The organism is Humibacillus xanthopallidus, from assembly GCF_006716675.1.
GTDB classification, from domain to species: Bacteria; Actinomycetota; Actinomycetes; order Actinomycetales; family Dermatophilaceae; genus Humibacillus; species Humibacillus xanthopallidus_B.
Map to the genome: position 1 here is coordinate 612,455 of NZ_VFPM01000003.1, position 19,757 is coordinate 632,211.

Consider the following 19,757-nt stretch of genomic DNA (forward strand, 5'->3'; position numbering starts at 1 on the left):
GCGGCAGGCCCGCCCACCGGGTGCCGCGCCGGCTCACGGCACCCGGTGGGTCCACTCCGAGGTCGAGAACTTCGTGTCGACGAGGCGCTGTGCCTCGGCGAGCTCGGTGTCCGTGTAGTCGGTGATCCGGGTGCGGTGCCGTGCGGCGAACGACGCCGTGAAGGCGTCGAGGATGGCCTCGCGTGACAGGCCGGTCTGCGAGCGCATCGGGTCGACGCGCTTGTTGGCCGAGCGGTGGCCCTTGTCGCTCATCTTCTCGCGCCCGATGCGCAGCACCTCGAGCATCTTGTCGGCGTCGATGTCGTAGCTCATCGTCACGTGGTGGAGCACCGTGCCGTCGGCGTAGCGCTTCTGCGCGGCCCCGCCGATCTTGCCCTGGTCGCTCGCGATGTCGTTGAGGGGCACGAAGTGCGCGGCGACGCCGACGTCGGCGAGCGCCCCGATGACCCAGTCGTCGAGGAAGGAGTAGGACCGCTCGAAGCTCAGCCCCTCGACGAGCGAGCCCGGCACGACGAGGGAGTAGGTGATGCAGTTGCCCGGCTCCATGAACATCGCGCCGCCGCCCGAGACCCGGCGCACGACGTCGAAGCCGTGGCGCTCGGCGCCCTCGGGGTCGACCTCGTTGCGCACGGACTGGAAGGACCCGATGACGACGAGGGGACTGTCCCAGTCCCAGAAGCGCAGCGTCGGGGGTCGCTCCCCCGAGCCCACCTCGTGGGCGATGACCTCGTCGAGCGCGACGTGCACGGCCGGATGCAGCACCCGGGCCGGGATGACGTCGAAGGCGTGGTCGTGCCAGCCGGTCGCCTTGCCGAGCGCGCGCCGCACGGCGATGCCGACAGCCTCCGGAGTGAAACCGATGAGCGCCACCTCGGGGCCCAGCGCCCCCTGGATGGCGGAGGCGAGCTGCTCCACCCCCGCGTCGACGGGCAACCCGCGCAGGGCGGCGTTGATGTCGCCCAGTGCCTCGTCGGGCTCGAGGAAGAAGTCGCCCGACACGCTGACGTCGCCGAGCCTCCCCCCGTCGACCTCGAGGTCGACGGCCACGAGCTTGCCTCCGGGAACCTTGTACTCACCACGCATGCCAACCACAACACCCCCGACGCCCCGGGTATGCCGCTCGGCCGGGTCGCGCTACGGGCGCCAGCCGGTCTCGTCGGCCCAGGCCTGCGCCCGCCGCCACGCGTCGTCGAACCACGGCTCCTTCGCCGCGACGTAGGCGTCGGTGTCGTCGTCGATGGCGAGGAGACGACGCTTCTCGGTCGCGTAGGCCTCTCGCTCCGCCGGCACGTGGACGAGCCAGTCGCGGAAGAGCAGCGCGAATCGCCAACCGGGAGAGCCGAACTCACGCACGTGCACGTGGACGACCTGCGCCGGATCGCAACCGCCGTAGAAGCGCTTGCCCCACGAGGCCGGGTCGGTGCCCGGCTTCGGGGTGTCGCCCGAGTTGCCTTGGGAGAGAATGTAGCCCGCATCGCGCATGGCCTGCCGGACGTCGTCGCGGTCGGCCTCGGCAAGGTGCCGCACGCCGACCTGCACGTCGATGACGTCCTTGGCGAGCAGGCCCGGCACGGCGGTCGACCCGATGTGCGAGACCTCGGTCGCCACACCCGTCGGCGCGAGTGCCGCGGCGAGCTTGGCGACGACGCGCTCACCTGCCCGCCCCCAGTCCTCACGCGGGTGCACCACCGCTCCCCGCCCCACGCGACGAGTCCGTGTGCCGTCACGGAGGTTGGCGGCATACGGCTCGATGCGCTTGCGCCACAGGACGTCGACGACGTCGCGCAGCTGCTCGGGCGTGCCGCTGTTGTCGACGATCTCGTCGGCGACGGCCCGCCGCTCGCCGTCGCTCGCCTGGGCGGCGATGCGGGCCCGTGCATCGCTCTCGGGGAGGCCACGCTGCTCGACGAGCCGCCGCACCCGGGTCTCGGCATCGACGTCGACGACGAGCGTGAGATGCTCGTGCACCCAGAGCCCGCGCTCCACGAGCAGCGGCATGTCGAAGACCGAGACGCCGTCGGCCGGAGCCTCACGTCGGAGCGTCGTGACGCGCGCGGTGATGGCCGGCGTCGTGATCGCCTCGAGGGCACGAAGGGCGTCACGGTCACCGAAGACGACGGCGGCGAGCCCTGCTCGGTCGAGGGTGCCGTCCTCGCGGATCATGGCGCTGCCGAAGCGGTCCCGGATGAGGCGCAGGGCCTCCGTGCCCGGTTCGACGACCTCGCGAGCCACGGCGTCGGCATCGACGACGTGCGCGCCGAGGGCCCGCAGCCGCGATGCGACGCTCGACTTGCCCGACCCGATGCCTCCGGTCAGACCGACACGCAGCACGGCGTCAGTCGGCCATCCGCGCCGGGAAGCCGCCCCGCGCGACCGGGCCCCAGCGAGTGGGCGTGATGCGCAGCAGCGACTTGCCCTGGTCGCGCATCGCCTGGCGGTACTCGTCCCAGTCGGGGTGCTCGCCCGAGATGGAGCGGAAGTAGTCGACGAGCGGCTCGACGGCGTCGGGCAGGTCGATGACCTCGCAGTCGCCGTCGACCTGGACCCACTCACCGCCGAAGTCGTCGGAGAGCACGAGCACCGACACCTCCGGGCGCCGGCGGGCGTTCGCCGCCTTGGCGCGCTCGGGGTAGGTCGAGATGACGATGCGACCCTGCTCGTCGACGCCGCCGGTGACGGGTGAGGCCTGGGGGCGCCCGTCGGACCGGGCCGTCATGAGCACCATCGAGTGGCGCGGACGGACGAAGTCGAGCAGGGCCTCACGGTCGACGCTCGTGTTCGTGGCGATCTGGCGGGGCACGGGCTACTCCTCGGGGTCGGACGTCACGGATGGGGCGACGCTGGCGCTGCGGAACGTCGCGACGAGCGCCTCGGCCAGCCAAGCGGCATACATCTCGTGTGTCCAGCCGCACCGGCGCACGAAGCGGTCGTAGACCTCTGGTGCGGTCACGGCCCAGACGACGTCGATGAAGCGGGCCCGGTCGAGGTCGGGCGGGAGGCCGTGGACGCGCTCCATCGCGGCGAGCACGTTCGTGTTGCCGGTGCGGCGCTCCTGCTCGATCGTCGCGACGAAGTCCTGCAGTCCGGCGTCGTTGCCGGCGCCCTGGGCGAGGAGGACACCGAGGAGCGGGCCGGTGCGTTCGTAGATCGTCGCGCAGAGCGAGGCGTAGGCCCGCAGGAACGCGTCGCGGTCAGGTGCCGACGACATCGCCTTGAACTCGGGTCGGTCGGGCATCGCGATGGGCTCGTCGTCGCCGACGAGCGTGACGTCGTAGACCGCCTTGACCACGGCGGCCTTGCCGCCGATGGCGTTGTAGACGGTCTGGGCGCTGACTCCCGCAGCCGCGGCAAGGCTGCTCACCGACATGGCGTGGTAGCCGTCGCGCAGGAGCATGTCACCGGCGGCGTCGATGATCCGACGGCGGGTGGCCTGCGCGGCCTCGGCCCTCGAGCTCATGTCGTACGCCCGATCGGTTGACATCGGCGCCCTTCGACTGGATGATGACGTTCGCTGGAACGGCGTTCCAGTGAATGGGGGGGCGCAGGGGTTCCCACCCCGTCACTCCACCCGTCGGTCTCGTCGTCGACAGCGGCGACCTGCCCACCGGACGAGTGTGCCACGAACGCCGGGCCGGCTCCGCCCGCAGGGGTGCAGGAGGGGTGGCGAGGGCCCGGACCATGAGTTCGGACCCTCGTCACCGCCCGCCGTCGCGCCCGTCTGCGCGTCGCGAGGCCCCAGCCCCGACGACGTCGGCGAGCGCGGCCGCGGCCCGGTCGGGGTAGTCGGTGACGAGCCCGTCGACCCCCGCCTCGACGAGGGCACGCATGGTGCCGGGGTCGTTGACCGTCCAGGGGAGCACTCCCAGCCCCAGCTCGCGCGCCCGGGACACGAAGGCGTCGTCGACGAGCACGTGCTCGGGCGAGACGACGTGGGCACCGACGGCCGCGGCACCCGCGCACACGTCGATGTGGGTCTCGCTCACCCGGACGCTGCCGGTCCAGGGACTGCCCGGCTCCCACGTGACGCCCGCCTCGACGAGGGCCGACCGGGCAACCGACGGCGCGAGGTCGCGCGAGATCTCGAGCACCGCCCAGTCGAAGGAGTGCACGAAGCTCTGGCTCTCGAGCCCTGCCCCACGGAGGCACTCGAGCACCTTCTCGACGAGGAGGCGCCGGCCCGCGACCTCGGTCGGCTCGGTGGGGTCGACCTTGAGCTCGACCGTCCACCACACGTCGGACGGGTGCTCGACCGCCAGCGCCAGCACCTCGGCGAGCGTCGCGATGTGGGCCCCGGTGGCCGGTCGCTGGTCGGGGAACCCCTCGAGCGTCTGGCTGCCGACGTCGACGGAGCGCAGCTGCTCGAGCGTCAGGTCGCAGATCCGCGACCCCACGAGTCCCGGGGTCTCGGACCACGCCTTGTGCGTCAGCAGCACCGCGTCGTGCCAGACGACGACCTCACCGTCAGCCGAGAGGCGCACGTCGAGCTCGATCCCCGACACCCCGGCCTCGTAGGCCGCCCTGAAGCTCTCGAGGGTGTTCTCGACGACGAGTCCCTTGGCGCCGCGATGGCCCTGCACGTCGAAGCCTCGAGCGGTCCATCGCCGGATGGGGTCGTCAGCTGCCGCCGAGTCCATGTCACGAGCCTACGGCCACCGCCTCACGGCGGTGGGGGGCACGCCGCCGATCTGCGGTGAGACAGCGAAGGAGCCCCGGACCGCGAGGGTCCGGGGCTCCTTCGGAGCGGTGAGGCTCAGTTGCCGGTCAGCTTCTCACGAAGCGCGGCGAGCGCCTCGTCGGAAGCGAGCGTGCCCTCGACCGGGGCCGGCGCGCTGCGCTGGCTCCGGTCGCCGCGGTCGGCGTCGCCCGAGTCGGCGACGTCACCCGTGGCGGAGGAGTACGACGTCGACGTGCTGCCACCGGCAGCAGCCTCGGCGTCGGCCTTCGTCGCGGCGTCGACCTGGGCCTTGTGGGCCTCCCAGCGGGCGTGGGCCTCGGCGTACTGACGCTCCCACTTCTCGCGCTGGGACTCGAAGCCCTCGAGCCACTCGTTCGTCTCCGGGTCGAAGCCCTCGGGGTACTTGTAGTTGCCGGCCTCGTCGTACTCGGCGGCCATGCCGTAGAGGGTCGGGTCGAACTCCGACACCGGCACGGACTGGTCGTTGGCCTGCTTGAGCGACAGCGAGATGCGACGACGCTCGAGGTCGATGTCGATGACCTTGACGAAGATCTCGTCGCCGACGTTGACGACCTGCTCCGGCAGCTCCACGTGGCGCTCGGCCAGCTCGGAGATGTGCACGAGGCCCTCGATGCCGTCCTCGACACGCACGAACGCGCCGAAGGGGACGAGCTTGGTGACCTTGCCCGGGACGACCTGGCCGATGGCGTGCGTGCGAGCGAAGTGCTGCCACGGGTCCTCCTGCGTCGCCTTCAGCGACAGGGAGACACGCTCACGGTCCATGTCGACGTCGAGCACCTCGACGGTGACCTCGGTGCCGACCTCGACGACCTCGGACGGGTGGTCGATGTGCTTCCACGACAGCTCGGAGACGTGGACGAGACCGTCGACGCCGCCGAGGTCCACGAACGCACCGAAGTTGACGATGGAGGACACGACGCCCGAACGGACCTGGCCCTTCTGGAGCTCCTTGAGGAACGTCGTGCGCACCTCGGACTGCGTCTGCTCGAGCCAGGCGCGGCGCGACAGGACCACGTTGTTGCGGTTCTTGTCGAGCTCGATGATCTTGGCCTCGATCTCCTTGCCCACGTAGGGCTGGAGGTCGCGGACGCGGCGCATCTCGACGAGCGAGGCAGGCAGGAAGCCGCGCAGGCCGATGTCGAGGATGAGGCCACCCTTGACGACCTCGATGACGGTGCCGGTGACGACGCCGTCCTCTTCCTTGACCTTCTCGATCGTGCCCCAGGCGCGCTCGTACTGCGCACGCTTCTTGGACAGGATGAGGCGGCCTTCCTTGTCCTCCTTCTGGAGGACGAGGGCCTCGACCTCGTCACCGACCTTGACGATCTCGCCGGGGTCGACGTCGTGCTTGATGGACAGCTCGCGCGAGGGGATGACGCCCTCGGTCTTGTAGCCGATGTCGAGCAGGACCTCGTCCCGGTCGACCTTGACGATGCGACCCTCGACGATGTCGCCGTCATTGAAGTCCTTGATGGTGGCGTCGATCGCCGCAAGGATGTCTTCCTGAGAGCCGATGTCGTTGATGGCGATCTCAGGCGCGGTCTTTTCGACCGTGTAGGCAGTCATGTAGTAGGAACTCCGATTGTGGACGGTTTGATTGGGGACGACGCGGCGCGTGAGCATGGCTCGGCGCCCCGGCATCTTGTGGACAGGTTCAACAGTGTCGTGCGCACACGGATGTGCCCGGTAATCCTATCGGCGCTGTCAGCACCCGGTCAAAGAGAACGACGTATGCCGTGAGCACGCCGTCCGAGGTCACCCGGCGTGTCGCGCCTCCCGCCGAGACGGTCACGGCCAACCGCACGTGGTGGGACGGCGAGGCCGCGGGCTACTACGTCGAGCACGGCGAGTTCCTCGGCGACACCGACTTCGTCTGGGGCCCGGAGCGCCTCCGCGAGGAGGAGGCGGGGCTGCTGGGCGAACCGCGTGGCCAGGTCGTGCTCGAGATCGGGGCCGGATCCGGTCAGTGCTCCCGCTGGCTGGCGGCCCGTGGCGCGACCGTCGTCGCGACCGACCTGTCGGCCGGCATGGTGCTCGAGGGGCTCGAGGTCAACCGCCGCGTGCCGCCGGCGAGCCGGGTGCCGTTCCTCCAGTGCGACGGACGCGCCCTGCCCTTCCCCAGCGGCGTCTTCGACACGGTCTTCACGGCATACGGCGTCGTGCCCTTCGTCGGCGACTCCGACGTCGTGATGGCCGAGGCGGCCCGGGTGCTCCGGCCCGGTGGGCGGTTCGTCTTCTCGACGACCCACCCGATGCGGTGGGCCTTCGCCGACGACCCGGGGCCCGACGGGCTCACGGTGCGCCAGTCCTACTTCGATCGGACGCCCTACGTCGAGCAGGACGCCTCGGGCGCGGCGACCTACGTCGAGCACCACCGGACGCTGGGTGACCGGGTGCGCGAGATCAGCGCGGCCGGGCTCGTGCTCCTCGACCTCGTCGAGCCGGAGTGGCCCGAGGGTCACGAGGAGACGTGGGGTGCGTGGTCACCCCTGCGCGGGCGCCTGTTCCCGGGTACTGCGGTCTACGTCTGCCGCAAGCCCGCCTGAGCGGGGCGTCAGGCGCCGGTCCGCTCGCGGCGGGTGCCGCCGTCGAGACCGAGCCCGTCCACGCCCTCGGAGTCGTCGGAGTCGTCGGAGCCTCGACGGCCACGAGCGCCGCCGGGGTCGGTCGACACCGGGCGCCGGCCGATGAGCACGGCCCCGAGGACGATGAGCGCCAGGCCGGCGACGATGCCGACCCACAGGAACGGTCCACCGATGAAGCCGAGCAGTCGGCCCTTCGAGCCCCAGGTCTCGGCGTTGTCGCGCACGGTCTGGTCGGTGTAGCCGATCGTGCCCTTCGTCGTCGCCACCGTGCCGAGCGTGCTGATGAGCGACTTGTCGACCTGCTCCTGGCCCTTGATGATGACGCCCGTGTTGGGCTCGATCCACAGCGTGCGGGTGTTGCCGTAGCTCACCGTGGCCTGGACGTCAGCACCGGTCCCCCCGAAGACGGCAGCCGGCACCGTGCGGGTCGGTGGCACCTCGGTGGGCGGGATGACCTGCTGGAAGACGTAGGTGTTGGTGCCGTAGAGCTCCTCCTCCTTGACGAAGGAGATGTCGACCGCCTGGGAGAGGTCTCCGTCCCACCAGGGATAGGTCTTCTTCTCGACGGCGAAGGGGAACTTGAAGAAGAGCCCCTCGTGCTTCACGGGGACCATCTTCGCCGGGTCGTCGAGGTCGCCCGCAGAGCGCTCGTCTCGCGCGGCACCCGTCGTCAGGCCGCTCCGGCGGTCGAAGGTCACGAGCTCCTGGCTGTAGGTCAGCGAGCCGACGCCGACGGCCTCGGACGTGACCCCGGTCTGCCAGACGGCCGTGGTGTCGCGCTCCGCCTCGGGCACGGCGCCCGGGATGCCGACGACCTGACGCGTGCTGCGGATGGTCGCGTCGGTCAGCTGGTCGAAGTGGGACTTGCCCGTGTCGTCGCTCCAGACCCGCAGCGCCGACATGTTCTGGCCCTCGGAGACGGACGTCGAGCGCTGGTCGAGCGAGACCGTCGCGAGCTTGTCGTAGATGAGCGGCCGCGAGACCGCGCCGAGCACGAGGAGAGTGACGCCGAGGACGAGGGCAACTGCTCCGAAAACACGACGCACGAAGGACTCCCGGTGATGGTGACGACGCTGTCAGAGAGCGAGGGTTACGCACCGGTAACCGCTGCTTCGGTGCGGACCCTATCAGCGTGTACGGTGAGCCGTCACCACAAGGGCGTGTCGGAGGTTGAACAGGTATGGGGACCGAAGCAGGGGTGGCCGGCAGCCACCGTGCCGGCGATCTCGCGTCAGCCCGGGACGGATCCCCGGAGACCTCCAGCGACCCCAGCCGCGAACCCGAGAACGGCAGCCCCGAGGGGGATGCGGCCGACGGGACGCTCGACGCGCCCGGCGAGGCGCCGTGGCTGCTGCGCGACCCGCTCCGTGCCGTCGCGATCGTCCTGACCGTCATCGCCCTCGGCGTGCGGCTCAGCGTCGTCAAGGACAGCTTCTTCATCACCGACGACTTCATGCTGAGCGCCCGGGCGGTCGAGAACACGCTCGGTTGGGACTACCTCACCCGGGTGCACACGGGCCACTTCGAGCCCATCGGCTTCGCGACGATGTGGCTGCTCGCCCACCTCGCGCCGCTCAACTGGACGGTCGCGGTCATCGTGCTCGTCGCGGGGCAGGTCGTGCTCGCCGCGCTCGTCTGGTCGCTGCTCGTCGAGCTCTTCGGGCGCCGGTGGCTCGTCCTGCTCCCCTACGGCATCTTCTGCCTCACCCCGCTCACCCTCCCCGCCTTCACGTGGCTGTCCGCCGCGATCATCTGGCTGCCCCTCATGATCGCCATCGCGGGAGGGCTGCGCTCGCACACCCGCTACGTGCGCCACGGTCGTCCCCGTGACGCCGTGCTCGCCGTCGTGTGGCTGGTCGTGGGGCTCGCCAGCTTCGAGAAGATCGTCATCGTCCTGCCCTACCTCGTCTTCTTCACCCTCGCGATCACCCCGGGTGCCCGGCGCGGAGTGCGGTCGGTGTGGGCGATCTTCAGGCGCACCGGCCCCGTGTGGATCGGCTACCTCGCAGCCTTCGCTCTCTACCTCGTGCTCTACCTGCCCGGGGTGCGCAGCGCCGGCAACGACTCCCCGGTCACGCCGCCGCCCGCGGGCCCGCTCACCGACTTCGTCTACCTCAGCGTCTTCCGCACCTTCATCCCCGGCACCTTCGGCGGCCCCTGGGACTGGCAGCCGACGAGCTACGCGCTGGCGATCGTCGACTCCCCGAGGGCCTTCGACTGGGTGATGTGGATCCTCGCCGCGGCCGTCCTCTTCGGCTCGCTGCTCGTGCGGCGCCACGGCGGGCGCTTCTGGCTGGCGCTCGGTGTCTACCTCCTCGGCTCGCTCGCGACGATCGCCGCCGGGCGGGTGGCCTACGGCGGCGCCATCGTGGCGCTCGAGACCCGCTACCTCGCCGACGCCACCGTGCCGCTCGTCGTGACCCTCGGGGCCTGCCTCATGCCGCTGCGCGGCGAGGCCCACCCGTGGACGTCGACGGGTCGTGACCTCCTCGCTGCCGTGCCCCGCCGGGTCGGGGTGGTCGCCGTCGCCGTCATGGCCGTCGTCGTCACCGGCATCTCCTTCCACGCCATGGGCGGCTACGCGAGGTTCAGCACCGGCAACCCGGCCCGGGCCTTCGTCACCAACACGATCTCCTCCCTCGAGCGCCTCCCTGCCGACGCCCGGGTCTGGGACACTGAGGTGCCGGGCGGCATCATCGGGCCACTCTTCGCGCAGTACAACCTCACCAGTCGCTACCTCTCCCCGCTGCAGGACGAGCAGACCCGGGCCGACGCCCGCACCCGACGCGCCTTCACCAACCCCTACGTCCTCTCCCAGGACGGGTCGCTCGTGCCGATGGGGATGTCGGAGGTGGCGAGGTCCGTGCCACACACGGGCTGCTACACCTCGACGGGCGGCTCGATCGAGGTGCCCCTCACGCAGCGCGTGGCCGAGTGGGGGTGGGCGGTCCGGCTCGGCTACCTCGCCGACCAGTCCACCGTCGCGAGCGTCACGCTCGGCGACGACACCGTCTCGGTCCCGTTCACCAAGGGCGTCGGCCAGGTCTGGCTCTCCTTCGTCTCGGCCGGCGACCGGATCACCGTGAGCGGCATCTCCCCGGGCGTCAACTTCTGCGTCGGTGACGCCCAGGTCGGGTTCCCGGCGCCGGCCGCGGCCTCATGACGCCGCGACCGGGCGCGCACCCCACGCGCTTCCGGGCGCTCGACGGGCTGCGCCTCGTGGGGGCGCTGGCGGTGCTGACCACGCACGTCGGATTCGAGAGCGGTGCCGCCCTGGAGGGCCGTTTCGCGGGGCTGATCTCGCGGCTCGATGTCGGCGTCGCGCTCTTCTTCGTCGTCTCCGGCTTCCTGCTCTTCCGACCGCACGCCATGGCGCACCTTCAGGGGCACCACCGACCCCGCCCGGCGGCATACCTCGTGCGGCGGGCCGGGCGCATCCTCCCCGTCCTGTGGGTCGTCGTGGCCGCGGCGTGGCTGCTCGTGCGCGAGGACGCGCCGGTCGGCGACTACCTCGCACACGCCTTCCTCGTGCAGATCTACGTCGGCACGCCGCAGACCGTGGGGCTCACCCAGCTGTGGAGCCTCTGCACCGAGGTCGCATTCTACCTCGCCCTGCCCGTCGTCGCGGCGCTCGCCTGCCGTGGCCCCCGCGACCACCGGTGGGTGCGGCGGATGAGCGTGGCCGGCGGCGTGCTCGTCCTTGCCGGGCCGGCGTGGATGGCGATCGTCACGGTGCTCGGCCAGAGCCAGGCGCGCCTGTGGCTGCCCGGCTTCGTCGGCTGGTTCGGGCTCGGCATGCTCCTCGCCGCCTGGCACGCGGCGCGCACGACGGGGGTGCTGCCGGCCGGACGTCTCGACCGGCTCGCGGCCTACCCGGGCACCGTGTGGGGCCTCGCCGCCGCGCTCTTCGTGCTCGCGTCGACGCCCGTCGCCGGGCCGCTCGACCTCACCGAGCCCACCCCGCTGCAGGCCGCCACGAAGTCGCTGCTGTATGCCGTCATCGGCGCGCTCGTCGTCCTGCCGACGGTGCTCGCCGTGCCACCTGCGCCCGAGCCCACGGCGGTGCGGGCCCTGTCAGGGCGCGTCGGCGTCGGCCTCGGCCTCATCTCCTACGGCGTCTTCGCCTACCACGTCGTCATCCTCGAGCTCGTGAGCCGGTGGCTGGGGCTCGCCACCTTCGAGGGCGGCTTCTGGGAGCGCTGGCTGCTGACGGCGGCGCTCGCCGTCGCCGTCGCCACGGTGAGCTACGTCGTGCTCGAGCGGCCGGTCATGCGCCGGGTCCGCACCATGCCGAGCCTCGGCCGGCGGCGGCCGTCGCCGAGCGCCACCCACAGCGACGCCGCGACACCGAGCCACACGCCCGCCTGAACGACCGGCGCCTCGATGCCCAGCCGGCCTCCGGGCCAGGGGTCCGCGGCCACGACGACGGCGGCCGCGACCGGACCGAGCACGGCGAGCGCCAGCACGGCCCGTCTCCGACGGCGCCCGGCGGACCACCAGACGACGGGGTCGGGCCGCTCGTGCCGCCCCGCCGAGGGCAGCAGTGCCACGACCCCGACGACGAGCAGCGCCGCCACGGCCACCGGTCCCCCGACGACGGCGACGGCCGCGGCGGCGACGGCCAGCACGACGGTCGGGCGGGCCGGGGTCAGCCGTGACGGCCGTGCGTCCTCGTCGCGACGGGCGAGCGCGACGGTGAGCACGAGACCGCTGACGAGCAGGAGGGCACCGAGGAGCAGGGCGAGCTGGTAGGGCACGTCGGGGGTGAAGCTCGCCGAGACGGCCGTCGCCGACCCGGCCGGCACGAGCCAGCCCTGCTGCCAGCCGTTGACGCGCACGGGGGTGAGGGTCCGCCCGTCCGCCGTCGCAGCCTCCCACCCGGAGTGGAAGTTCTGGGCGACGACGAGCGTCGTCGGAGCCGACCGCTGCGGGAGGGTGGCGACGACCTGAGCCGGGGTCGGCCGCTCGAGCGAGACCGGGGTCTGCGCGGCTGCCCGGCGCGGCGCGCCGGCCCCGAGCAGCTCGAGCGTCACCGGGGCGAACTCGGCGGTCGCGCGGGCGCGCACGAGCACGGTGCCCGACGGGGTCTCGAGGCTCGAGCGGTCGGAGCAGACCTGCCAGCGCAGAGGTCGGCCCTCGAGCACGTCACCCACCCGCCCGGTGACCGAGGTGAGCACCCGCCTCCCGTCCACGTCGATCGGCGGTCCGAAGCCGCACGGCACGCCCGTCGACCGGTCCGGCGACAACGGCCGCACCAGGTCGGCCGCACCGCTCAGCCTCAGCTCGCTGAAGCCGGTGGGCGCAAAGGTACGACGACCCGTTGCGGAGTCGATGTTCTCGAGCAGCCGCACGTCGCCGAAGGCGAGCTTCAGGGTGCGGGTTCGCTTGCTCGGGAAGGAGACACGACCCTCGGAGTCTGCGCGACGCGTCACCGTGCTGCCGTCGTCGAAGGTGATGCGCACCTCGACCGGAGTCGACGCGGCGAGGTCGAAGGACTTCGTGAAGGTCAGCCCGGACAGCACCCGCGGCTGCGGGAGGCGGAGGCTGAACCACGGAGCGGGGTCGATCTCGCCGGCCACCCAGCCCGTGCCGGGGTCGCCGTCGAGGGCGGCCTCGGGCCTGCCGGAGGGGGCGTCGACGAGGCGGGAGCTCGCCGCCGCCTCGATGCCCGAGGGGAGGGCGAGGAGGCGCTCGGCGGCCGGGCCGTCGAGCGCGCGGACGGTGCCCGACACGGCATACGTCGTGGGACGCTCCGCGCTCCACTGTCGCGACCACCCCGTCTCCTCCCACTCCTGGCCGAGCGTCGGGGAGCAGCGAGCGACCGCGTCGAGGGTGAGGCACGCGCTGCGACCCCGGGCACCTTCCTGCAGCAGGACGGCGTCGGGGGTGCCGGACGCACCTGAGGCGCTCGCGGGGAGGACTGCAGTGGGCCCGGGATCGACGCCCGGGATGCCGATCTCGTTGATGGAGAAGCCGTTCGGTGCTCCCTCGCCCACACGAGCCAAGGTGATGCGGATCCAGCTCGTCCGGCCCGGCGGGGTGAGCAGCGGAAGGATGGGTCCGGGCCGCACCTCGCTCGTCGTGGCGCCGGCGGCGGTCTCGACCCGCAGGACGGCCGGCTCGGCCGCCACAGGTGTGTTTCCCGACACCGAGATCGTCGTCCCGGAGACATCGCGTTCGCCGTCGAGGTCGACCCGGAACCACTCCCCCACGGCAGACCCGTACGTGCCGCTCACCCAGCGGGTGCGCAGGTCCGCGTCGAGGGCCGCCGCGGGGCCGTTGCCCGGGCCGAGTCGCAACGTCGCGGTGGCATCCGACGCCGATGACGAGGCCGTCACCGACCGGACCCCCCGCCAGTGCAGCACCGTCTGGCCCGCGCCGGGATCGGAGGTGTAGTCGATCACCGTGCGTCCCGACCGACCGGGGTCGTCGGGTGACAGCAGCTGCGACGTGTTGTCGGCGGCGGAGCCGAAGTCGACCTCACGCCGTCGTTGCCCGTCGGTCAGCACCCACGGGCTCGTCGACGAGGTCGGCACGGCGAGTGCGTCCGTCCCCGCGAGCACGTCTCGACGACCGGTCGCGTCGGCGAGGCCGAGGAGGCTCTCGGGTCCGCCCGTGACGCGCGCGAGGTCGGCCGTCGACACCAGCCGCGCCGGCTGGGCACCGCTGACGGCGTAGATCTCGATCGCGGGCCGCTGCACGAGCGTGCGGTGGTCGACCGTGAGGGAGTCGGACTCTCCGTACGCGCCTGTGAGCGGCCCGAACGACGCGACCCGGCGCAGACCGGACTCGACGAGCGCCCGCGTCACCGCCGCCGGGGGCGAGCCCTGCGCGTCGAGGCGGATCTCGTTCCGCACGAGCACGAATCCGATGCCGGCACCCGCGAGCACGGTGCGCAGCCCGTCGACGCGCTGACCCGATCCGAGGCGGTCCTGGAGCGAGTCGAGCAGCCGCGTCGCACCCGCTGAGCCGAGCGGCACCGCGTCGCGCACGACGAAGGGGCGGTGCATGAGCGCCTGCAGCGGCTCGTCCTTGGTGGAGCCCCAGGTGAGGTCGCTGAAGCTCGCGGCCGGTGCGACGAGCACGGCGCCCGGCGCTGCCTGGGCATCGAGCCAGGCCGCGGCCTGGCGCCAGTGGTCGGGGATGACGCGATAGCCCTCGGGGCGCGCGAGCGCGACGCCGACGGCCGGAGCACAGGCGACGACGAGCAGCGACGTCACGACGAGCGCGGGCAGCCCTCGTCGCACCCAGCCGTCGGACCACGCGGGCAGCGACACCCGGCCGGAGCGGAGCAGGGCGTGGGCCCGGGCCAGCAGGTGGCCGAGGCCGATGACGAGCGGCAGGCGCACGACGAGCTCGAACTTGTGCGTGTTGCGCAGCGGTGCGAGCGGTCCGTCGAGCAGGTGGCGAGCCGCCTCCGGGAACCAGCCGGAGACCGGGTTGCCGAGGGTCACGAGGCCGAGACCCACGACGAGCCCGAGCATCAGGAAGGCGCGGTGCGGGGTGCGTCGCAGCGCGAGACCGGCGAGGCCGCACGCCGCCACCACCGTCGTCGCGACGACGAGCAGGGGCGAGGTGAGCAGCAGCCACGCCGCCGGCCACGACGGACCCGCCGGTGTCGCGAGGAAGCCGAGCCAGGCGCTCGTGCCACGCAGCGCCTCGAAGGGGCTCGCCGTGGCCGTCGTCACCGCGGCGTTCTCGATCCAGCTGAGGAAGGGCGGGCTGTTGCGGCCGAGGACGAGCAGCGGCAGCACCCACCAGGCCGAGGCGACCACGACGGCTGGTGCCCAGGCGAGGGCGAGCCGCAGCAGCTCGCGGTCCCAGCGGCGGGTGAGGAGCCAGAGCAGTGGCAGCACGAGGACCGCCCCGCTCGCGACGGCGTTGACCCCTCCGACGCACGCGAAGGCGAGCCCGGAGCGGGTGGCGCGCCAGCGCACCGAGCGGTCGGGCACGACGAGCGGCAGCAGCACCCACGGCGCGAGCGCGAGCGGCCACACCTCGACCGAGGTGATGGCGACCTCGCTGAGCATGCGGGGACCGAGGGCGTAGACCACGGCGATGACGAGGCGCACCCAGGGCTGCTCCACCCCCATGGCCCGGCTGAGACGCCAGATGCCGAGGAAGGCGACGACGAGGATCGTCGTCCACCACAGCCGCTGCACGACCCAGGCCGGCAGGCCCGCGCCGGTGAGGAGCAGGTGGAAGGGCCCGACGGGGAAGAGGTAGCCGTAGGCCTGGTTCTGGAGCTGGCCCAGCGCCCCCTGCGGGTCCCACAGGTGGAGGGCACGCAGCAGGAAGCCCGCCGGGTCGGCCGTGAGGTCGAGCTTGGTGTCGGGCACGATGAGCCCCGGGGACTGGCGGAAGCAGATCGCGGCGAGCCCGATGACGACGGCGACGAGTCGCAGGTGCCAGACGAGGCGCGGCGCCGGGGACCCCGGAGGAGTCGGGGCGGTCTCGGATGCGGTTGCCTCGGGCCGGTCGGTCGGAGCCGAGGTCAGGGTGAGTGGACCCACCGGGTCACCGCTTCCGCACCACGATGACGGCGTTCCAGCTGACGACCTCACGCACTCCCGGCACGTGCACGACCCAGCGCGCCCAGGCCGGGTGGTAGCGGGGCAGCACCTCGACCACCTCGGCCCGGCCGTCCGCCCGCGCGCCGTCGAGCCAGCGCATCATCCGCTCGACCGAGCAGGCGTAGAGGCTGCGTCCGAAGTCGTTCTTGGGCCGGTGACCCGTGCGACGGGCATACCGGTCGGCCGCGCGGCGACCACCGAGGTAGTGCCAGGGGGCCGTCTCGTGACCGCCCCACGGCGAGAGCCACGGGGTCCACGAGATGACGACGGTGCCTCCCGGACGGGCGACCCGCACCATCTCATCGGCCATCACCTCGGGCTGGGGCACGTGCTCGAGCACGTTGCTCGAGTAGACGAGGTCGAGCGCCCCGGTCGCGACGGGCAGGGCGAGCCCGGAGGCCCGCATCATGTTCGTGCCCACGCCACCTCGGGCGGTGAGCTCGCCGACGTCAGGGTCCACCCCGGCATACCGGGCGCCGGCGGCCGCGAAGGCGTCGGCGAAGTAACCCGGGCCGCCGCCGACGTCGAGCACCGCTGCGCCCTCGAGCTCGCACCATCGGCGCACCTCGCGGATCGAGTCGAGCGCGAGCAGCGAGTAGAAGCGGTCGGGGTCGGTCTGCTCGACGCGGAAGGCGCGCAGGAGCTGGACCGAGCGTCGCAGCGTGCCTGACGGGGCCAGCGCGTCGCCGCCCGACGACGGGTGCGGCGCAGTCATCAGGCGCTCGCGGCCTCGCGCTGCAGGGGTTCCGGGGCGCCCTGCAGGAGGCCGCCGGCCACGACAGCCGCGAGCAGGGCCTCCCACGAGGCGACGGCCCCTTCCCACGAGTGCAGGGCTGCGTGCTCGCGGGCCCGCTCCCCCATCGCCGTGCGCGCCGACTCGTCGCGGAGCAGGTGTGCGGTCGCGCGGGCCATGCCCTCGACGTCGTCGACGAGCACCCCTGTGCGGCCGTCGACGATCGACTCCGCCAGCCCGCCCGCGCCGTGGTGGGCCACGGTCGGCACGCCGTGGGCGCCGGCCTCGACGACGCCCAGCCCCCACCCCTCCTTGGCGCTCGGCGCGAGCGCGACCCAGGCCCGCGACAGCTCGCGGTGCTTCGTCACCTCGTCGACGTAGCCGAGGAAGTGCACCGCATCGGTGAGACCCGCCGCCTGGGCGTGCTCCTCGACCCGATGCCGCCACCAGCCGTCACCGACGATGCGCAGCTGCACGCCGGGCACGCGGTCGCGCAGGAGCCGGAGGGTGTCGATGGCGAGCTCGACCCGCTTGTGCGGCACGAGCCGGCCGAGGACGACCACCGTCGGCGTCGCAGCGCGCGGCACGCCGAGGGCCATCGGCCGGTCGGTGCCGTTGTGGATGACGTGGATGTCCTCGGCCCGCACCCCGAGACCGACGAGCTCGTCGCGGCTGCGGCCCGACACGGTGACGTAGGTGCTGCCGCGGTAGACCCGGGGCGAGACGCGTGACTCGAGCGTCCAGCCGACCCGAGCCATGACGCGCCCGAAGACGACCGGCCACTGCTCGCGGTGGACGTGGTGCACGAGGCTGACCACCGGAGTCTTCGTGACGAGGGGTGACCAGAACGGCAGGCCGTTCTGCGTGTCGACGACGACGTCGTAGTCGCCGTGCGCGCGGCCCGACCGGACGAGGGCGCGCAGGGTCGCGGGGTAGACCGTCGAGCGGCCACCCCGCCGCACGATGCTGTAGCCGTCGATCTCCTCGACGGGAGCCGCACCGGGGTGGGCCGCGCAGAACATCGTGACGTCGTGCCCGCGGCGGGCGAGGCCCGCGCACACCGTCTGGGCGTAGCGCTCGGCGCCTCCGCCCTCCGGGTGCGTCAGGTCACGCCAGTTGAGCAGGGCGATGCGCATGGAACCTCGTCGTTCGTCGTGCTGGGCTGAGCCGGCGGGTTGGGCTGCTCGAGGGTTGCTCGAAAGCTGCCCGGCCCGCCCGTCAGGTCGGTCAGCCGCCGTAGCGGATGATCTCGGTGGGCGACACGGGCTTCTGCGGACCGTTGAGCACGGCCCCGCTGTCGTTGGGGCCCGTCGCGGTCACCACGGCGGTGACGGCGACCGCTGCCGCCCCTCCTCCGAGGAGGACGCAGGCGAGGCCGATGAGAAGTCCGGAGACCGCTCCGCGGTCACGACGACCGCTGCTCGGCGTGGCGTTCAGTCGGGCCAGCACTCGGGACAGCACGGTGGACTTCACAGGTGTCGACTTCCTCCCAGCACGCCGCCATGGCGTGACTTACTCGTGAGTATGGTAGCGGTGCGCGGCCGGTTGGCAAGCCGGCGGCAGGTGCGTTCTCAGGTGTCCTCAGTCACGCACCCTCCACACGACGAAGCCGTCGCCGCGCAGCACCTCGACGAGCCCCGCGTGCGTGACCGGCAGGCGTCCAGGGGTGCCGAGCCACTCGACGACCGCCTCGATGCCGAGCCGCCGCAGCTGCGCGGCATCGAGCTCCCCCCTCGCCCAGGACGCCGACGACTCGGGGTCGGCTCCCCCGACGCGCAGCAGGCGCCCGTCGCGGACGACGATCAGGTCACGCCCGACGGTCACCGGGCCGCGCAGCGCGAGCGGAAGGGGGTCGAGGAACGGCTCCGGGCCGGCCCAGCCGACAGACCGCATGGGCTGCCACGGCAGCACGAGGGCGTGCCGTTCCCCCACCGCCGCGACGACGCGCTGCCACGACGACGGCAAGGTCACCGGCCGGTATGCCGCGTGCAGCCGTGCCGCGGCGTCGGGCACCGCGAGCACGGCGAGCGACACCCCGAGGACCCCTGCCGAGAGCGCCACCGCGATGCCGAGCCCCCGGCGCGGTCCGCGGTGCGACGCGCCGGCTCGCTGCACGAGCGCACGGAGGCCGAGTGGTGCGAGCACGGCCACGGTCATGGCGCTGATGCCGACCCAACGATGGGTGTCACGCATCAGGGCCACACCGGGCACCGACTGCGCCGCCGCCATCACGGCGAGCCCCAACGGGGTGGCCAGGACGAGAGCCACGACCGGCGGTGCCACGAGGCAGGTGAACGCCAGGCGCCGGTGACGGCGCAGGCCGGTGGCGCCGACCATCGCGAGGCCGAGGGTGAGGCAGCCGACGACGAGAGGCCACCAGCGTAGGCGTGAGGCAGGGGTCGCGCCCTCGCTCCACACGCCCCCGCCCGTCAGCACATCGAGCACGCCGTGCACGCCCGCGGCCCGGACCGCGAACGCCTGTGCCCCGTCGGACTGGCCGGCGTCCGCGTGCCCGGTGACGACGGCCACGAGCCACGGCGAGCACCAGAGCAGGGCGAGGACCGCGACCACACCGAGGTCACGGAGCGGCGCCCGACGGAATGCGACGGCAGCGACGAGGGCAGCGGCAGCGGCGGTGAGGCCGCCCACCGGCGTCAGGGCGGCCGGGAGCGCGGCCACGACGGTGAGCACGAGCCAGCGCCGCCGGCTGGCTGCCTCGCGGGCCACGACGACGATCCACGGCAGGGTCGAGACGGCGAGCAGTGTCGGGGGCTGTCCGAGCAGCAGGCGCTCGACGGCATACGGCGACCACGTGGCGAGCGCAGCGCCCACCACCGTGGCGACCGGGCCCCACCGGCGCAGCAGCACGGTCACGCCGACACCGGCGAGCAGGAGCGTCGCTGCGAGCAGGAGCAGCTGGAAGATCCCGGACGGCACGACCGGGTCGAGGAGCGCGATGACGAGGTCGAGCGGCACGGCTCGGGGCGCGGGCCCCTCGAGGCCCAGCGTGCGGGAGGTCAGCGACGGCTCGGGGACCGAGACGAAGTCGCGATAGAGCAGCTGGCCACGGCCGGCCGCCGGCCACAGCAGCAGTGCCGTGAGCGCAATCGTGACGCACGTCCCAGCCGCGACGGCGAGCGCAGTCGGCCGCCGGGCTGGCATCATGCACG

14 protein-coding genes and 1 pseudogene are annotated in these 19,757 nt (G+C 72.7%); 3 read left to right on the forward strand and 12 right to left on the reverse strand.

The genetic code is table 11. The features are described 5' to 3' along the window. Positions 1-33: 33 nt before the first annotated feature. The 6 genes from FBY41_RS17900 to rpsA all read right to left on the reverse strand — a co-directional run bounded on the left by FBY41_RS17900 (position 34) and on the right by rpsA (position 6,262). Entirely contained in the window at positions 34-1,083 is a 1,050-nt protein-coding gene (locus FBY41_RS17900; RefSeq protein WP_141845613.1) for a lipoate--protein ligase family protein, read from the reverse strand. A gap of 51 nt (positions 1,084-1,134) precedes the next feature. Further along, positions 1,135-2,331 carry a dephospho-CoA kinase gene (coaE, locus tag FBY41_RS17905; protein WP_141845614.1) on the reverse strand — a complete coding sequence of 399 codons (1,197 nt, stop codon included), beginning with the start codon at positions 2,329-2,331 and terminating at the stop codon, positions 1,135-1,137. A 4-nt stretch (positions 2,332-2,335) separates the two neighbouring features. Then, positions 2,336-2,800, reverse strand: a complete 465-nt coding sequence (locus tag FBY41_RS17910; RefSeq protein ID WP_141845615.1) for a PPOX class F420-dependent oxidoreductase — start codon at positions 2,798-2,800, stop codon at positions 2,336-2,338. Between the two features lie 3 nt (positions 2,801-2,803). Beyond that, positions 2,804-3,457 (reverse strand): TetR/AcrR family transcriptional regulator, encoded by a 654-nt coding sequence (locus tag FBY41_RS17915; RefSeq protein WP_221629338.1) that lies wholly within the window; start codon positions 3,455-3,457, stop codon positions 2,804-2,806. A gap of 238 nt (positions 3,458-3,695) precedes the next feature. Continuing rightward, entirely contained in the window at positions 3,696-4,634 is a 939-nt protein-coding gene (locus FBY41_RS17920) for a glycerophosphodiester phosphodiesterase family protein (RefSeq protein ID WP_141845617.1), read from the reverse strand. A gap of 116 nt (positions 4,635-4,750) precedes the next feature. Next, positions 4,751-6,262, reverse strand: coding sequence for a 30S ribosomal protein S1 (gene rpsA, locus FBY41_RS17925; protein ID WP_141845618.1), 1,512 nt, complete (start codon positions 6,260-6,262; stop codon positions 4,751-4,753). Between the two features lie 170 nt (positions 6,263-6,432). On the opposite strand from rpsA, the gene FBY41_RS17930 reads away from it, so the two are divergent. Continuing rightward, positions 6,433-7,242 (forward strand): class I SAM-dependent methyltransferase, encoded by an 810-nt coding sequence (locus tag FBY41_RS17930; protein ID WP_141845619.1) that lies wholly within the window; start codon positions 6,433-6,435, stop codon positions 7,240-7,242. Positions 7,243-7,250: 8 nt separating this feature from the next. On the opposite strand, the gene FBY41_RS17935 is transcribed toward FBY41_RS17930, so the two are convergent. Continuing rightward, a complete protein-coding gene (locus FBY41_RS17935) occupies positions 7,251-8,327 on the reverse strand; it encodes a DUF3068 domain-containing protein (protein ID WP_141845620.1) in 1,077 nt (358 codons plus the stop codon). A gap of 134 nt (positions 8,328-8,461) precedes the next feature. Between FBY41_RS17935 and FBY41_RS17940 the strand changes: the two genes are divergently transcribed. After that, positions 8,462-10,444: a hypothetical protein gene (locus tag FBY41_RS17940; protein ID WP_141845621.1), complete on the forward strand. Its 1,983-nt coding sequence runs from the start codon at positions 8,462-8,464 to the stop codon at positions 10,442-10,444. Next, positions 10,441-11,649: an acyltransferase family protein gene (locus FBY41_RS24045; protein WP_141845622.1), complete on the forward strand. Its 1,209-nt coding sequence runs from the start codon at positions 10,441-10,443 to the stop codon at positions 11,647-11,649. The genes FBY41_RS17940 and FBY41_RS24045 overlap by 4 nt, the downstream gene beginning before the upstream one ends. Positions 11,650-12,554: 905 nt before the next feature. Here the strand turns inward: FBY41_RS24045 and FBY41_RS24050 are convergent. The 5 genes and pseudogenes from FBY41_RS24050 to FBY41_RS17970 all read right to left on the reverse strand — a co-directional run. Then, positions 12,555-15,845: pseudogene (locus tag FBY41_RS24050) on the reverse strand (alpha-(1->3)-arabinofuranosyltransferase domain-containing protein); the annotation flags it as partial. Continuing rightward, positions 15,799-16,569, reverse strand: a complete 771-nt coding sequence (locus FBY41_RS17955) for a class I SAM-dependent methyltransferase (RefSeq protein WP_141845624.1) — start codon at positions 16,567-16,569, stop codon at positions 15,799-15,801. The gene FBY41_RS17955 and the pseudogene FBY41_RS24050, both read right to left, overlap by 47 nt. Beyond that, entirely contained in the window at positions 16,569-17,723 is a 1,155-nt protein-coding gene (locus FBY41_RS17960; protein WP_141845625.1) for a glycosyltransferase family 4 protein, read from the reverse strand. Before FBY41_RS17960 ends, FBY41_RS17955 begins: the two co-directional genes overlap by 1 nt. Positions 17,724-17,814: 91 nt before the next feature. Continuing rightward, on the reverse strand, positions 17,815-18,060 hold the full coding sequence (locus FBY41_RS17965) for a hypothetical protein (RefSeq protein ID WP_141845626.1): 246 nt from the start codon (positions 18,058-18,060) through the stop codon (positions 17,815-17,817). 108 nt (positions 18,061-18,168) lie between these two features. Beyond that, a complete protein-coding gene (locus tag FBY41_RS17970; RefSeq protein ID WP_141845627.1) occupies positions 18,169-19,752 on the reverse strand; it encodes a hypothetical protein in 1,584 nt (527 codons plus the stop codon). Positions 19,753-19,757: the final 5 nt, after the last annotated feature.

Bases quoted from the DNA above. Each gene is read 5' to 3' on its own strand.
- FBY41_RS17900 (WP_141845613.1), bottom strand. From the start codon at position 1,083: ATGCGTGGTGAGTACAAGGTTCCCGGAGGCAAGCTCGTGGCCGTCGAC.
- FBY41_RS17915 (WP_221629338.1), bottom strand. From the start codon at position 3,457: ATGAGCTCGAGGGCCGAGGCCGCGCAGGCCACCCGCCGTCGGATCATC.
- FBY41_RS17920 (WP_141845617.1), bottom strand. From the start codon at position 4,634: ATGGACTCGGCGGCAGCTGACGACCCCATCCGGCGATGGACCGCTCGA.
- rpsA (WP_141845618.1), bottom strand. From the start codon at position 6,262: ATGACTGCCTACACGGTCGAAAAGACCGCGCCTGAGATCGCCATCAAC.
- FBY41_RS17940 (WP_141845621.1), top strand. From the start codon at position 8,462: ATGGGGACCGAAGCAGGGGTGGCCGGCAGCCACCGTGCCGGCGATCTC.
- FBY41_RS24045 (WP_141845622.1), top strand. From the start codon at position 10,441: ATGACGCCGCGACCGGGCGCGCACCCCACGCGCTTCCGGGCGCTCGAC.
- FBY41_RS17955 (WP_141845624.1), bottom strand. From the start codon at position 16,569: ATGACTGCGCCGCACCCGTCGTCGGGCGGCGACGCGCTGGCCCCGTCA.
- FBY41_RS17960 (WP_141845625.1), bottom strand. From the start codon at position 17,723: ATGCGCATCGCCCTGCTCAACTGGCGTGACCTGACGCACCCGGAGGGC.
- FBY41_RS17970 (WP_141845627.1), bottom strand. From the start codon at position 19,752: ATGATGCCAGCCCGGCGGCCGACTGCGCTCGCCGTCGCGGCTGGGACG.